Annotated in this window: 4 protein-coding genes (1 of these 4 running past the window's edge); all 4 read right to left on the bottom strand. The window is 64.4% G+C overall.

Annotation, left to right across the window (positions count from 1 at the left end; genetic code table 11):
• Nucleotides 1-4,705: the beginning of an amino acid adenylation domain-containing protein gene (locus tag AC30D9_RS01020; protein ID WP_490143215.1), read on the bottom strand. The gene continues 13,100 nt to the left of window position 1, outside the view; the window shows 4,705 of its 17,805 coding nt (coding positions 1-4,705); it begins with the start codon at nt 4,703-4,705; the stop codon falls past the left edge of the window.
• Nucleotides 4,702-14,310 (bottom strand): non-ribosomal peptide synthetase, encoded by a 9,609-nt coding sequence (locus AC30D9_RS01025; RefSeq protein ID WP_490143216.1) that lies wholly within the window; start codon nt 14,308-14,310, stop codon nt 4,702-4,704. The genes AC30D9_RS01020 and AC30D9_RS01025 overlap by 4 nt, the downstream gene beginning before the upstream one ends.
• A 450-nt stretch (nt 14,311-14,760) precedes the next feature.
• On the bottom strand, nt 14,761-16,044 hold the full coding sequence (locus AC30D9_RS01030) for a TIGR02270 family protein (RefSeq protein WP_490143217.1): 1,284 nt from the start codon (nt 16,042-16,044) through the stop codon (nt 14,761-14,763).
• A 70-nt stretch (nt 16,045-16,114) separates the two neighbouring features.
• Nucleotides 16,115-17,026: a hypothetical protein gene (locus AC30D9_RS01035; RefSeq protein WP_490143218.1), complete on the bottom strand. Its 912-nt coding sequence runs from the start codon at nt 17,024-17,026 to the stop codon at nt 16,115-16,117.

Below are 17,026 nucleotides of genomic sequence, written 5' to 3' on the forward strand. Positions count from 1 at the left end.
CCTGCAACGTGGCGCACAGGGCCTGCCAATGCCGCTGCACGGTGCTGGCCTCGAACAGCGCCGTGGCATAGGTCAACCGACCGCCAATCACGCCGTCGCGTTCGTGCAGGTTCAGGGTCAGGTCGAATTTGGCGCTGTCTTCGTCGGTGCTCAGCGGCGTCAATTCCAGGGCGCCCAGCGCCAGGCTCGGTTGCGGAGCGTTCTGCCAGGCGAACATGACCTGGAAGATCGGGCTGTGGGCCAGCGAACGGCTTGGATTCAAGGCCTCGACCAGATGCTCGAAGGCGACCTCCTGATGGGCCTGGGCATCCAGCGCGGTGCGCCGCACCTGGGCGAGCAATTGCGCAACCTGGTTGACCTCGTCGAGTCGTACACGCAACGCTTGGGTGTTGACGAAAAAGCCGATCAGCGGCTCGACTTCGACACGGGTCCGGTTCGCCAGCACCGAGCCGATCACCAGGTCATTCTGCCCAGACAACCGCGCCAGCACGATCGACCAGGCGGCCAGGACGGTCATGAACAAGGTGCTGCCGTGCCGCTCGCTCAGCTGTTTGATGGACTGGACCAGACCCGTGTCGATGCTGACTTCCAGGCTGACGCCGGTGAAATCCTGGCGCGCCGGACGTGGCCGGTCCAAGGTCAGGTTCAACAGTGGCGGGGCGTCTTCGAGCTGGGTGCGCCAGTAAGCCAGTTGTTCGGCGATTCGTTGCGCCTGGCGCGGTGAGCGTTGCCATAGGGCGTAGTCGGCGTACTGGATGGCCAGCGGCGGCAGCGGGTCGGCCTGGTCCAGGACAAAGGCCCGGTACAGTTCGGTCAGTTCGCGGGTGAGTACCCCCAGCGACCAGGCATCGCCGACGATATGGTGCAAGGTGACCAGCAGGACGTGCTCCTGGTCGGCCAGGCGCAACAGGCGCGCACGAATCAACGGGCCGCGCGCCAGGTCGAACGGCGCCTGCGCTTCGGCGGCGCAGCGGGCCTGGAATATCGCCTGTGGCTGGCCGCGCAGGTCTTCGTTGGGCATGACGAAGGCCTGCGGTGGGTCGATAACCTGGACCGGCTCACCACCTTCGGAGACGAAACGGGTGCGCAAGGCTTCATGCCGCTCAACGATGCGCGACAGTGCCGCGCGCAATGCCGATTCGTGTAACGCTCCGCGCAAATGCAGACCACCGGCCATGTGGTAGGCCGCGCTGGCCTGGGCATCCAGGTGGGCGATAAACCACAAGCGCTGCTGGGCAAACGACAGCGGCAGCCGTGCGGGCCGCGCAACGGCCGGGATGGGCGCCGCACCGTATTGTCCGGACGCGGCCAAGGCTTCGATAGCCTGGGCCTGACGCTGCAGGGTTGGCTGGTCGAACACGCAGGCCAGCGGTAGCTCGATCCGCAGTTGCTGACGCAGTTGGGAAATCAACTGCACTGCCAGCAGCGAATGGCCGCCGGCTTGGAAAAAATGCTCGTCCCGACCGACCCGTGGCAACCCCAACAAACGGCTCCAAATGGCCGCCAACTGGATTTCCAACGGGCCTTGGGGCGGTTCGAAGTGCCCCCCGGTCGCGCCATGCTCGGGCGCGGGCAGGGCGCTGCGATCGAGCTTGCCATTGGGCGTCAGCGGCAAGGCCGACAAGGCGACGTAAGCGCTGGGCTGCATGTACTCCGGCAGGCCGGCGGCCAGGACGTCGCGCAGTTGTACCTCGGACACCGACACGCCTGGCTGGGCCACCCAGTACGCCACCAGGCGTGGGTCCCCGGCCACATCTTCCCGAGCGATCACCACGGCGTGCTGCACGCCCGACACCCGGCCCAGGGCCGCTTCGATTTCCCCCAGCTCGATGCGATAGCCACGCACCTTGACCTGGAAGTCGTTGCGCCCCAGGTAGAGAAGCTGACCCTCGGCGGTCCAGCGGCCCAGGTCTCCGGTGCGGTACATCCTCGCGCCGGGCTGGGTGGCGAACGGGTCCTCCAGAAAACGCTCTGCGCTCAGTGCTGGCCGATTCAGGTAGCCACGGGCGACCCCGGCGCCGCCGATATACAGCTCCCCGACCACGCCCAGCGGCACCAACTGCCGATGGGCATCGAGAATGTACACCCGAGTGTTGTCCAGCGGTCGCCCGATACCGGGCACGAAACCCTGCTCGCGGCTCATCGACACCCAGGTCGAATACGTGGTGGTTTCCGAGGGACCGTAGAGGTTGCACAGGCGCTGCACCGCGCTGTGGGCGAACACTTGCTCGACCAGGCTTTGCTTGAGGGGCTCGCCAGCCAGGTTGACCACACGCGTCGAGGCCGGGATCGCCTGGGCACCGACCAGCGCGTCAAGCGCCGAGGGCACGCTGTTGATCAACGTCACCGGCACCGGGCAGTCGAGCAAGGCCAGGGCATTGCGGGCCACGTGCAAGGTCGCGCCAGCGGCCAGAGGGACGAAATACTCGAACACCGCCAGGTCGAAGTTGATCGAAGTGGCAAACAGGCTGTCCCGCAGGCTGACCGCGTCGAATGCGTGCAGCGCCCAGTTCAGCAAGTTGCAGGCGTTGCGGTGCTCGATCATCACGCCCTTGGGCGTGCCCGTGGACCCCGAGGTGTAGATCACGTAGGCCAGGTGCGCGCTGGTCAGGCCCAGGCTAGCTGGATCGGGGTTGTCGCTGGGGAGTTCGGCCAGGCTGGCCTGGGTATGGGGGTCGTCCAGGCACAGCAGCTCGCAACCGTTGGGCGCTGGAACGCTGGATTGCAGGGCGCGAAGCGTCAACAGCGCCCGCGGCGCGCTGTCTTCGAGCATGTGCAGCAAACGTTCCCGGGGATACGCCGGATCCAACGGCACATAGGCGGCGCCGGCCTTGAGAATCCCGAGCAGGGCGATCAGCAGGTGCGGGCCGCGTTCCAGACAGATCGCGACACGGCTGTCGGGCTCGACCCCAGCCTGCAATAGACGGTGCGCCAACTGGTTGGCCTGGGCATTGAGCTGCCCATAGGTCAGCGGACTCGAGCCATCGGCGGCCTCGAAACGTGCGGCGATGGCTTGTGGTTGCCGCTCGGCCTGTTGCTCCAGTGCCAGGTGCAGCAAGCCCGGGCCAGGAAGGGCGCGGGTGGTGGCGTTGAAGGTGCGTAACAGCCGTTCCTGTTGCGCACCAGGCAACACCGAAAGTTGGCACGCCAGGGTTTGTGGATGCCGTTCGAGGGCCTCCAGCAGGTTCTGCAGCGCTGTGTTCAGCCAGTCGAGCACCGGTTCGGCACCAACTTGGGCGTCGATTTGCAGGCTCAGCGAAAAACCTTCGCCCAGATCGTCCACCGACAAGTTGAATGGGTAGTTGGTGCGTTCCTCGCCCCCCAGTACGCGCATGCCGGCCAGCATTGGGGCGTGCTCGGTGGCAGCGCTGTGCCGGTAGTTGAGCAACGCCGAGAACAGCGGCGTGCCATTGGGCAAGGCACTGCAACGCTGGGCCAGGCCGAGGGGCGCGTGCTCGTGGGCAATCAACCGACTGAGCAGCGCGTGGGTGTCGCGCAGCGCCTGTTCCACCGGCACCGCCAGGCGCACCCGCAATGGCAGGGTATTGATGAACAGCCCCATGGCGGTCGCGGCTTCACCGGCGCCGAGCAAACGACCGAACATCACCGTGCCGAACACCACGTCGTCGCGGCCGCTGGTCTTGCCCAGGACCAGGGCCCAGGCGAGGTGCAACAGACTGGCGCTACTGACGCCCAGGTTGCGTGCGAGCAGACGGATCCGGCGACTCAGATCGATCGCCAGCGGTGCCTCCAGGGTCTGGACCTGGCTGCCATCGCCGCGTACGTCGAGCAGCCCGCACGGTGCGGTGGGTTCATCGATATCGCCCAGCAGTTCGGTGAAGAACGCGGCATGTTGCGCTTCGCTCAGCCCCTGGCGAGCGCGCAGTACAAAATCGCGGAACGGCTGTGGTGGCTGCAGTTCGGCCAGCCGACCTTGCTGGATCGCCGCGACCTCCCGAACCAGCCGTTCCAGCGAGGTGTGGTCCATCACCGCGTGGTGATGCAACAGTTGCAACAGCCAGCGGCCGGCGCGTGGGTCCTCGGCGGCCACCGCGCGCATCAAGGGCGCCTGGCGCAGGTCCAGACGCTGCTGCCGTGGATCAGTGTGGGCGCGCAATGCAGCCTCGACATCGGCCTGGGCGGGGTTGATCAGCTCCAGCGTCAGCGGCGCCTGGCGCCAGACCACCTGCACCGGTTCATCGAGGCCCTCCCAGGCCAAGGCGGTGCGCAGGATGTCATGGCGGGCGATGGCTTGATTGAGCGCGTCCATGAAGCGCTGCAAACAGGGCTCGTCGTCGAAGGCCAGCAGCACGTTGAGCAGATAGGTGTCGCCGCGCTGTTGAAGCAGGTGATGAAACAGAATGCCCGCTTGCAAGGGCACCAGTGGGTAGATGTCCTGGATATTGGCGGCGCCGCCTGGTACGCCGGCGACGATGCTGGCGAGCTGGGCCTCGTCCAGCTGGCAGAGGTCGAACATCGCCGGGGTAATGTGCGTGGTTCCCTTGGGCAATCCGCTCTCGAGGGGCGGTAGTGCGACAGGTTGGCGCAAGGCTTCGATCAGTGCCGGTTTGTGGCTGCGCAGCAGCGCGATCAGTTCCTGGTCGGCCAGGACCTGGTCGTCGGCCACCACCGATAATTGATCGCCACGCAATGACAGGGTCACGCCACGTTGTTTGAGCAGAGCCAGCAGTTGATCCGCAGTCACAGGAGCATCTCCTTCAAAGGGGTAGTGGCCGCGGCCAGACCTGCCAGGGTCGGGGCGGTGAACAGTTGGCTGATATCCACCCGCAAGCGGTGTTGGCGCATGCGTTCGACCAGACTCATGGCGATCAACGAGTGACCGCCCAGGGCGAAGAAATTGTCGTGGCGACCGACCCGCTCGACATTCAGCAGCTCGCACCAGAGCGCCGCCAGGGTGATCTCCACCTCGCCTTGGGGGGCTTCATAGTGCGTTTGCACGTAGGCCTGGGCGTCAGGTTCAGGCAGGGCGTTGCGGTCGAGCTTGCCGTTGGCGGTCAGCGGCAGGCTGTCCAGGCGCACATACGCGCTAGGCAGCATGTAATCGGGCAAGCGTTCACCGAGGGTGGTGCGTGCCTGGCTCGGGGTTGGCAGGGCCGAGCCCTGAAGGTAGGCGACCAGGCGCGTCACGCCATGGCGGTCGGCGCGACCCACCACCACGGCCTGGCGCACGCCGGGCAACGCCAGTAGGTGGCTTTCGATTTCACCCAGCTCGATGCGGTGCCCATGGATCTTCACTTGAAAGTCCGTGCGCCCCAAGTAGCTGAGGCTGCCGTCCAGCTCCCAGCGTCCGAGGTCGCCGGTGCGATAGAGCCGCGCGCCCGGCTGGCGGGTAAACGGGTCGACAATGAAGCGCTCGCGGGTCAGGTCCTCGCGTTGCCAGTAACCACGGGCCACGCCATAGCCACCAATATGAATTTCCCCTGCCACCCCCAACGGCGCGCGTCGGCCATGGCCATCGAGCACCTGCACCTGGGTATTGGGCAGCGGCTGGCCGAGGCTTGGCTGCGAATGGTGATCGAGCCAGGTGCTGGTGGTGTCGACCGTGCATTCGGTGGGGCCGTAGACATTCAACACCCGTACCTCGTGCTCGCCGGCCAACTGCGTCCACAACTCGCTGGGCACCGCTTCGCCGCCGAGCAGGATGCGCCGCGGCAACGGTGCGGCCGCTGCCAGCGTTTGTCGGTGCTTGAGCAAGGCCTGCATCTGGCTTGGGGTGCAATCGAATACAGTGACCTGCTGGGCGCTCAGGTAGCCGAGCAAGGCGCCGGCATCCAGACGCACGCGTTTGGGGACCAATACCAGGCAGTGGCCGCTCAGCCATTGGCAGAGCTGCTGCACCGAGGCATCGAAGGCGACCGAGGCGTTGAGTGAACAGCGCGTGCCGGGCGGCAGATCGTCCAGGCGTTGGCGCAACCCGGCCCAGAGGTTGAGCACCGAGCGGTGTTCGACCATGACGCCTTTGGGCTGTCCGGTGGAACCCGAGGTGTAGATCAGGTAGGCCAGGTCGCTGGGTTGCTGACCCAGCGCGGCGCCATCGGGGTTGTCTGCGCAGGCCTGTTGCCAGGCCGCGAGCCCTTGCGATTGTGCATCGAGACTGAGCAACGGTCCGCCGTCGAAAGACGGTAGCCGGTCGCGCAGGTGTTCCTGGGTAAGCAGGGCGGCCGGGGTGCTGTCGCTGAGCATGTAAGCCAGGCGTGTCACCGGGTAGTCCGGATCCAGCGGTACATAGGCGCAACCGGCTTTCCACACGGCCAGCAGGGCGATCGCCAGATGGGCCTCGCGTTCCAGGCAGACCGCGATGCGCTGGCCGCGCTGTATACCCATCGCGAGCAGATGATGGGCCAAGCGATTGGCCTGTTGGTTGAGCTGACGAAAGCTCAGGGCCTGGTGTTCGTCGATGACCGCCAGGGCGTCCGGGCTGCGCGCGGCCTGTTCGGCAAAGCGTTGTTGCAAGGTCGCGTCGGGGGCCTGTGCGGCGAGCGGTGGGTTGAGGCGGTCCAATTGCGCCTTTTCTTCGTCAGGCAGCACGCACAATTGCAGCACGGAGGTATCGCCGGCTTGCTCCAGCGCTTCCACCAACGCCCCCAAGGCTTGTTGCATGAACCCGACGAGCCGGGCCGGGGCGTGTCCGGGGTGGGTCTGGGCGGTCAGTTGGAAACCTTCGCCCAGGTCGTCCACCGCCAGGTTGAACGGATAGTGGGTGCGCTCTTCGCTGTGCAACAAGCTCATTCCCGGCATGGCCTGGCGCAGGTTCGCCTGCTCGGCATGGCTGTAGCGGTAATTGAACAACGCGCTGAACAGCGCGGTGCCCGCCGGCATGGCGCTGCAACGCTGGGCCAAGGCCAGCGGGGTCTGCTCGTGGCTCAGCAAACCGTTCAACGCATGCTGCACCCGGGCCAGCACTACCTGCACACCGTCATCCAGGCGCACGCGCAACGGCAAGGTGTTGATGAACAGCCCCACGGTCCGGTCCGCGTGGGCCCCGGCCTGCAGGCGCCCGAACAGGACCGTGCCGAAGACCACGTCATCGCGCCCGCTGAGGTGACTCAAGACCAACGCCCAGGCCAAGTGACAGACACTGGCCGCGCTCACCCCGTGGGCGCTGGCCTGTTGACGCAAGCGCCGCGCCAGTTCGGCTGGCAGCGCTTGCCGGTGTTCCAGGGCCTGCCAGCGCGGATCGGTTTCCAGGTCGATGGCAAAGGGCAGGGTGGGTTCCTCCAGGTCGCCCAACTGTTCGCTGAAAAATGTCCGCGCAGCCGCCACGACGTGCGCCTGTCGCGCCTGGGCCACCAAGCCACGGGTGCTGGTGGGTGGCGGCAAGTCCGCCTGGCGGGCGCCTTCGATCAGGGCGATCTCCTCGATCATCAGCTCCAGCGACGTGTGATCCACCACTACGTGATGATGCAGCAGCAACAGCAACCAGCGCTCATGGACGGCATCGAACGCCACCCGCGCCTCGATCAGCGGTGCCTGGCACAAGTCGAGCCGGTAATGGCGGGGATCGGCGCTGGCCTGCAATTGCCCGGCGACGTCGTCACCGCTGAACAACAGACGACGAGGCACGAAGGCCACCTGGCGCAAGACCACTTGCAGGGGTTCGTCCAAGTCTTCCCAGAGCACCAGGGTACGCAAGGCGTCATGCCGGGCGATGACCTGCTCCAATGCGGCGCAGAAGCCTTGCAGGTATGCCTCGTCGGTAAACGCCAACAGGCTGCGCAACACGTAGCGATCCCCGGCGCTTTGCGCGCGATGGTGATAGAGCATGCCTTCCTGCAAGGGTCCCAGCGGATAGATATCCTGGATGTTGGCGGCACCGCCGGGGACCCGGGCCGCGATCAGGTCGATCTGGGCCTGGGGCAACTCGACCAGGTCGAGCATCGGCGGGGTGATCCGTGAGCAAGGGGTAGGAATGCGCGTGACACTGGCTTCAGGCGCGGCGCCAGTGCCGAGTGTCTCCAGGCGCTGGGCCAAGGTGGCGAGGGTCGGACGTTCGAAAATGCTGCGGATGTCCAGGTCCCAGCCGTTGCGCCGCAGTTGTTCGAGCAGTTGTACCGCCAACAACGAGTGCCCGCCGAGGCTGAAGAAGTCATCCTCGCGACCGATGTCCGGTTCACCGAGTATCTGCGTCCAGATCGCTGCCAGGCGCCGTTCGGTGTCCCCGCGTGGCGCCTGTTTGGCGTGGCCAGCGGACGCTGCCGCAGGCGCTGGCAAAGCTTGGCGATCGAGTTTGCCGTTGGGTGTCAGTGGCAGGTGAGTCAGGACGACACATGCGCTGGGCAGCATGTAGTCCGGCAAACGGCTTTCCAGATGAGCGCGGACTTCGGCCAGATCCGGGGCAGGGCTGGCGGGGTCATGGGGCACCAGGTAGGCGACCAGGCGCGAGTCGCCGGAAGGGCCGGGTTGGGCCAATACCACCGCTTCGCGCAGGCCCGGCATGCCGAGCAATTGGGTTTCGATCTCACCCAGTTCGATGCGAAAGCCGCGTACCTTGACCAGGAAATCGTTACGCCCCAGGTATTCCAAGTGACCATCGGCACGCCAGCGCCCCAGATCACCCGTGCGGTACATGCGCGCGTCGGGCGCGGTGACAAAAGGGTCGGGTAGAAACCGCTCGGCGCTCAGCTCCGGCCGGTTCAGGTAGCCGCGCGCCACGCCCGCGCCGCCTATGTAGATTTCCCCGGCCACCCCCAGCGGCACCGGCTGGCGATGCCGATCGAGCAGGTACACGCGGGTGTTGTCCAGCGGTCGGCCAATGCCGGCTACGTAGCCTTCTTCGCGACGCATCGACAGCCAGGTCGAGTAGGTGGTGGTTTCCGTCGGTCCGTAGAGGTTGCAAACCCGACGCGTGGCGCTTTGGGCGAACAACTGTTCCACCAGGCGCGCCTTGAGCGGTTCGCCGGCCAGGTTGACGACTCGGGTCGCGCCGGGGATGGCGCCGATCCTGAGCAACTCCTCGACCGCCGACGGTACGCTGTTGATCAGAGATACGGCGCTGGGCTGCGAAACCAGGGCCAAGGCATTGTCGACCAGTTGCAGGGCCGCGCCGGCGGCCAAGGGGACAAAGCATTCGAACACCGCCAGGTCGAAATTGATCGAGGTGGCGAACAGGCTGCGTTGCAGTTCATCCGTCTCGAAGCTGCGCAGGGCCCAGTGCAGCAGGTTGCAGGCGTTTCGGTGTTCGATCATCACGCCCTTGGGCAGTCCGGTCGAGCCGGATGTGTAGATCACATAGGCCAGGTGCGCCGCGTGCAGGCCGTTGACGTCGGGATTTTCCATCGGCAAGGCGGACAACTGCGCTTGCAACGCCGGGTCGTCCAGCTCCCAGCGCTCGGCCTTCGTCGTGTTCGGTAGCCGACCTCGAAGTGACTGGCTGCTCAGGACCAGGCGCGGCGCGCTGTCTTCGAGCATGTGCAGCAGGCGTGCCGGCGGGTAAGTAGGGTCCAGGGGCACGTAGGCGCCGCCGGCCTTCAAGATGGCCAGCAAGGCGACCAGCAGGTGCGGGCCGCGCTCCAGACAGATCGCCACCCGATCATCGGGGCGCAGTCCGGAGGCCAGCAAGGCATGGGCCAGTTGGTTGGCCTGGCGGTTGAGCTGGCCATAGGTGAGCGTCGTGGTACCGGCGGTTGCGGTTGCAACATATGCGGCCACGGCGTCGGGGCGCAACGCGGCCTGCTGTTCGAAAGGTTGTTGCAGCAGGGTGTCGCGTGGGTGCGGCTGATGGGTCGCGTTGAACCCTTCCAGCACCTGTTCGCGTTGCCTCGCGGGCAAGCTGTCGAGTGTGCAGGCAAGGGTCATCGGCGCCGTTTCCAAGGTCTGCGCAACCACCGACAGGGCTTGGACCATATGCGCCAGGACCGCTTCGGCGCAGACCGAACGCTGGATTTGCGCGGTCAGGGCAAACCCATCGCCCAAGTCATCGACAGACAGGCAGAACGGGTAGTTGCTGCGTTCCTCGCTGCCCAGCACCTGGATGCCCGGCAGGTCGAACTCCGGGCGTGCCGAGTGCTGGGCCTGGCTGTGGCGAAAGTTCAGCAGGGCCGTGAACAGCGGCGCCTGGGCTGGCAAGGCGCTGCAACGTTGTGCCAGGGCCAGGGGCGCGTGTTCATGGGCGAGCAATTCGATCAGCCGCGTATGGATCTGACGCAACGCAGTGTGCAGCGGCGTGTCGAGGTCGATGCGCAGTGGCAGGGTGTTGATGAACATGCCCAGGGCCCGGTCGACCTGCTGGCCCCCGGTGAACCGCCCGAACAGCACCGTGCCAAAGACTACGTCGTCGCGGCCACTGGTCTTGCCGACCAGCATCGCCCAGGCCAGGTGGAACAGGCTGGCGACGCCCACCCCTTGGGTCTTGGCCAGGCGCCGCAAGCGCAGGGACAAGGCCGGTTCGAGCTGGCACTGCGCCTCGCGATTGTCACGGCCCGTGCCTTGGATATTGTGCAGACCATAGGGCATGGTCGGTTCGTCAACGTCGCCAAGCAGTCGCTGGAAATACGCCTCGGCACTTGCTTGACGCCGAGGCTCGCGGGCCTGGGCCACGAACGGGCGAAATGGCACGCTAGGCGGCAGCCGATGATCGGGATCGAGCATCAAGGCGCGGACTTCGGCAAACAGCAGGCCCAGGGTGGCATGGTCGATGGCCAGGTGGTGGTGGACCAATTGCAGTTGCCACTGTTGCCGGAGGGCGTCGAAGCGGGTGAACGCCTGCGCCAACGGCGCGCGACGAATGTCCAGCGCCCGCTCGGCAAAGGTTTCCCCATCGGCGAGGTGGACCACGGGCAGACGGGCAGTGCGCCAGACCACTTGCACCGGCTCGTCCAGGCCCTCCCAGAGCACCGCGCTGCGCAGGATGTCATGGCGGGCAATCACTTGGTCGAACGCTGCGATGAACCCTTGCAGGCGCTCGCGGCTGTCGAAGGCGAGGGTGGCTCGCAGCAGGTAAGCATCGTCCGTGGGCTGCAGCAAGTGTTGGAACAGCAGGCCTTCCTGCAACGGCGCCAGGGGATAGATGTCCTGCACGTTGGCGATGCCGCCGTCGACGCTGGCGACGATGCGATCGATCTGCGCTTGGGGCAGGTTCACCAGCGGCACATTTTCTGGAGTGATGCGGACACAGTGCGGCGGGATGGACGCTGTTACCGGTTCGCCGGCCTCGACTGGCTCGCCAGGGTGTTCCAGCGCCAGGGCCAGGTTGAGCAAGTTACTGGCGTTGAACAACGTCCCGACATCCAGGTTCCAGCCCTGTACGCGCAATTGTTCGACCAGTTGCACCGCCAGCAGCGAGTGCCCACCGAGGGCAAAGAAGTTGTCCTGGCGCCCCACGCGCGGCACGCCAAGGACCTGGGCCCAAAGCTCGGCCAGGCGGGTTTCCACTGGCCCTTGCGGCGCTTCGTAGCGTTGCTGGGCGAAATGATTTTCGTCGGGGGCGGGCAGGGCACGACGGTCCAGCTTGCCGTTGGCGGTCAGGGCAAAACTGTCCACCTGGACGAAGGCCGCTGGCAGCATGTAGTCCGGCAGCACGGCGGCCAGGCGCGTGCGCAATTCGCTCGGTTCCTGGACCGTGGTGGCGGTGAGATAGGCCAGCAGACGCTGCTGGGCATCGGCCAGGACCACGGCTTCGCTCACCTCGGGCAAGGCCTTGAGCTGCGCTTCGATCTCGCCCAGTTCGATGCGAAAGCCACGGATCTTGACCTGGAAGTCGTTACGTCCCAGGAACATCAGCACACCGTCGGCGCGCCAGCGAGCCAAGTCGCCGGTGCGATACAGACGCGAGCCCGGCTGGAACGGGTTGGGCACGAAGCGTTGTTCGCTCAGTTGCGGCTGGTTCAAGTAACCCAGGGCCAACCCGTCACCGCCAATGTACAGCTCACCCGCGACACCAATGGGCAGCGGACGACGTTGTTCGTCGAGCACGTAGACCTGGGTGTTGCCGATGGGTTTGCCGATAGGGATATCACCGCTTAGGGCGTCTTCGAGGGTGATGCGGTGGGTGGTGGCGAAGGTGGTGCTTTCGGTCGGCCCGTAGCCGTTGAGCAGGTGTTGGGGCGGCGAATGGCGCAGCACCTGGGCGATGCGCCGAGGGTCGAGCACATCGCCGCCGACCATCAGGTAGCGCAGGTTGCGAAACGCCGGGGCCAAGGGTTCGGCGAACTGATGAAAGAGCCCGGCGGTGAGCCACAGCACGCTGACTTCGTGGTGCAGCAGATGCTCATTGAAGCGCGCAGCGTCGAGCAGGGTGTCGCGCGGACAGACCACCAGGCAGCCGCCATTGAGCAATGCGCCCCAGATTTCCAGGGTACTGGCATCGAACGCCGGGTTGGCGGCCAGGGCAATCCGGTCCTGGGCGTTGAACTCGGCGAAACCATTGTTGCGTACCAACCGGGTAATCGCACGGTGGGGTACTTGCACACCCTTGGGCGCGCCGGTGGAGCCGGAGGTGTACATGACGTAGGCGACGTCGCCTGCGCTATTCGTCAGTAGACGACTTGGGCCAGCGGTCGAATCTTCGTTCAAGGCCTCGACATCGATGACCTGGACGCCATCCTTCGGCGCTGGGCTGTCACCTGCGCTGAGCAGCCAAGCCGTGCCGCAATCCATCAACACTCGGGCTTGATGGGCGGCCGGGGCGTCTCGATCGATGGGCACATAGGCCGCGCCGCGTTTCAAGATCGCCAGGATCGACACGATCAGCGACGCGCCCCGAGCCATACACACTGCGACCTTGCTGCCGGTTTCGACGCCACTTGTCGCCAGGTAGCGAGCCAACCGTTCGGCGCGCTGATCGAGCTGGCGATAGCTCAGCGAGTGGTCGCCATCCAACACCGCCGTCGCCTCGGGTCGACGCTGCACCTGCGCCTCGAACAACATATGCAGTGGCTCATTGACGGGGTAGTCACGGGCGGTCGCGTTGAATTTTTCAATGACCTGATGCCGTTCGGTGTCATCGAGCAACGGCCAATCGGCCAGTGCCCGGGTGGGGGCGGCGAGCACCTGCTCGGTCAAGTGTTCGAGCCGCCGCAGGTGCGCGGCGATCTGCTCGGCGTCGAACAGCCGCGGGTCGTAGTTGAACTCCAGGAGCGGTTCGGTTTGGGCCTCGTAGTCCCGCAGGTAGATGGCCAGCGGATAACGCTCGTAGCCGCTGTGCCAGGTGCGCAACGAGCAACGCGCCGCCCCCAGGTTGACGTCGCCGGGGTACTGTTCGACCGACAGCATCAGTTCAAACAGGTGGCCGGGATGGCCGGCCCGCGCGCGTAGTTCGCGATGCAAGGCTTGCAATGGATAGCGTTGGTGCCGATAGCTGCGCAGGGTCTGGCCGGCGACCTGTTGCACGGTCTGGATAAAGTTGGCTAGAGGATCGACCGCGACCGCCAATGGCAACACCGAAGAAAACATGCCCACGGTACGTTTTTGCAAGGCATTGGCGCGGTTATGCACCGGCAGACCGATGACCAGGCTCTCCCGTTGATCGGTCATCCGGCTGAAGTAAGCGGCCAGTAAGGCGCTCAGACAATGGCTCAGCGTAGCGCCCTGAGCTTTTGCCAACTGGCTCAGAGCATTCAGGCGCCGTGCCCCCAGTGACCAGTTCGCCTGGGCGCTGACAACATGAGCGGTTGCATTGGGCTGTGGCTGGTGCTGTACGCTCGGCGACCGGGCGGCCTGGAACAACGGTTCCGGCAGCGCCGCGAACTGCTCCAGCCAGTATTCACGGGCCTTGTCGTAGCGCGACGAGCGCAGGTAATCCTGGTCCCTGGCCGCAAAGGTTCGGTAGCCTTCGGCCAGTTCGGGGTCCAGCACCGGTTGTTCACCACGCAGCAACTGATTGTAGGCCGCACTAACGGCCTGGCCGACCAGGCCCACCGAAGTGCCATCACAAATCAGGTGGTGATACCGGCTGTTCCACAGGGCCTCGGTGTCGGACAACTGGAACCATTCCATGCCCCACAACGGTTGCTCATAAAGTGCGAACGGCGTGCGATTCAGTTGCGTGATAGTGGCCAGGGCCTTGGCGCGTGCCTCGGGCTCGCCGCGCCAGTCATGGTAGGCGAAAGGCGCCTTCAGGTCGGTGGCTACCCGCTGCTGCGCGTGCCCGTCGCTTTCGCTGAAGATCAGCCGCAACGCATCGTGTTGAGCGATTACCACCCGCACCGCAGCGGTAAATACCGTAAGGTCCACCGCACCGTGGACCTGCACTGTGACGCCGATGTTGTAGGAGGGAATATCGGGCGATAACAACTGGTCGAGCCAGACGGATTGCTGCGTGGAGCTTAACGAAAAGCATCGCGGTTCGATCATGACACGTCCATGTAATGTGAGGGCTGGTGCAAGCTGGTTCCATGAGACTGGAGCCGGCAGTCGCTCGCGGCACATTTCCTTGCCAGAGGAGCGTCAGGAAGGACTGTTCGTTGATGCGACGTCCTATGACTGCTCCGGTTTTTGCCGCGCGCTTAGGCTAGGACGCTATGACTGGGCGGTCAACCGTTGAAAATCGGTAGACGGAGAGAGATGTGATGTCCGATGCGGCCAGCGCTAAAGGCTCAAAGCCCACGGGCTCAAAGGCCCGGAAGACGCGCGCATTCCCTGGAAGATCGCTGTTTTAGCGACCGAAACGTAGGATAATTATTTTGTACATCTCCTACATTTTGTGTGCTGCTTCACCAAAAATCGTTGTTACCCTGCCGCGCCTCAGGCCTCACACCCGGGAATCGCAGCCGATCGGGATCACAAACGCCCGCCGGTACAGGATTACCTCGATGGCTTCGTGCCGCTGGTGTTCGATGCGGCGTTGACCGCTGCCAACCACCTCTTTTGCCGCCAGGCCGGCGCGCTAGTGGGAAACAGCACTTCGTTTGGCCGATAGCGAGCGAGGCCGCAGGCGGCGGCGATGCGCTGGCGTTGCTGACCGTGGACAAGGGCTTGCTGAAAACTGTGTTCGCTATGGGCCAAACCCAGCATATAACGCGTACCCACCTGGAATTGTCCGCCGTTGGCTTGCCACCATTTTTCGATTGCCTGCGGGTCGGGCCAGGGCAGGTTCTCATCGGGGTCCATCGCGACATTGGGATCTTCAGGGTTGTCGTTCGGGCCCGCATCGAAATCCGGCATAGCCTGCAGTTCCAGATCAAGCAACGCCAGGTCAGCGCCAGTGATCAGGCTGAAGGCTTCGCCGGCGACCCGGGCAAAGGGCAGGTCGCTCATCTGTTGGATCAACCAGGGCACGCAGACCGGATCGCCCAGCAGCCCAAGGGCCTCGATGCCTATGCGCCGATCCCGGGGATCCTGTACCCACTGGCGTATCCAGGCGATGCTGGGCTCGCGTTCCTGCCAGGCCAGCAGCACACAGAGCGCGCGGTATTGAAATTCGCCCGGTTGCTCAGCGAATGAGCGCAGAGGCTCCAAGGCCTGCTGATCGCCCATTTGGGTGGTGGCCCAGTTGGCCCAGAAGCGCGTGGCGGCGTCTTCATGCTGGCGGTGGGCACGAATCGCCGGCAGCAGGTCACGCCGGCGCAGTTCGCCAGCCGTGCGCGCGGCACGGGCCAGCACGCTGGGGTCGGCATCGGAAAGTCCGGCCAGCAGGGCGGGGCCTGGGTCGTGGCGATGCATGCCGCAGGCAGCGAGGCCGAGGCGGCGGAACAGGGGCTCGGGGGAGGCGAGCATGCGTTCTATCCAGGGCGCGATCCGTTCCCAGTCGAGCCACCCCAAAGCCATCAGGTAGCCGCGTTCGGTTTCCAAGGCACTGCGCAAATGCTCGCTGAGCCGCGACAACACTTTTGCATTGGCCGCCTCGAAGGCCAGTACCACGCAGGCGAACATCTCTCCGATGGCGTGTGGGCCGAGCTGGGCCAGCAGCGTCTCCAGGCCGCCAGGGGCTGCGATTCGCAAGCCGTCGAGGTGGGCGTCGAGGCGATTATCGAGTTTGTCGAGGTGCTCGATGTCATAGTGCGGGGCGCGCAGGGCATAGTCGCGCAGGACGGCGAGGAAGCTGGCTTCTTCGGCGTGTTGGTCCAGAACAATGGAAGTTACCAGCATGTTGAATATTCCGCCTCCAGCGGTTCTTCTACAGGAACCTTCGAATGACTTGGCCTGCCCTTGGCACGCGTCACTTCATTATCGTTTGCCATTGATCATCGCGGATCAACCCAATCGTTCTCTCCGCGAAGGACCACACCCCTTCGGTGCTGCTTCGAAGCACTGTGAATTGGAGGTCTGCTTCTTCTATGTCCAGGACTATCAGAGTCTGTCCGGCGACTTTGTCCACACCGGCCAAATGGGCTGCATATATTTGATCGTTATAGGCCGCCACCCCCCAGTAGCTTCTTCTCGTGTCAATCGGCTGAACAATGGACCATTGATCTGCAACGCCGATCAGTACGGTTCCATTCTTGCCAGCAATGGCATAGTGACCGTTGTCCAGCCGACAGATACTGGTAAGACTTGCGTTGCTTGGTAGATCAAGAACGGCCCAGCTTGTGCCGTCGAAATGCGCAGCGTAACCATCGGAGGTTACAGCGACCATATCGCTGCGACTGCTTCCGGCGATATCCTCAATGGTCACATCCTGATTGCCAACGCTTAACTTCGGTAGCGTTTCGAACCTATCGCCGAGCAAGCGATAGACCTGGCCGACAGATCCTGCGCAGATCACATCATCACCTAGGATACGAATTCTACGCAGTGGTCCGATGTTACCGACGGCAGCGTTCGCGAAGGGCTTTCGCGAGGCTTTGAGCGCCTCTCTTGTTGTTGGCGATTTCCAGTCGAAACGCACGACTGAACCGTTCTCACCCAAGACGTAAGCGGAGCCGTCAGTCGCGGCATCAACCGAGAGAATAGCCTCTGCAGACAATCCGAACTCAAGCCAGACATCCTGCTTTCTAACGCCAATCCTGTTCTTTGGATTGTCATAGTCGTCGCCAATGGTACAGGCAGCGATGATGATACCCGCGACCGGACTAACACCTTCTTGAATAAAGGCCCTTTCAATAAACTCCGCATCTGATATTCCGTTCAT

It is taken from the genome of Pseudomonas sp. DF11 (assembly GCF_058148565.1).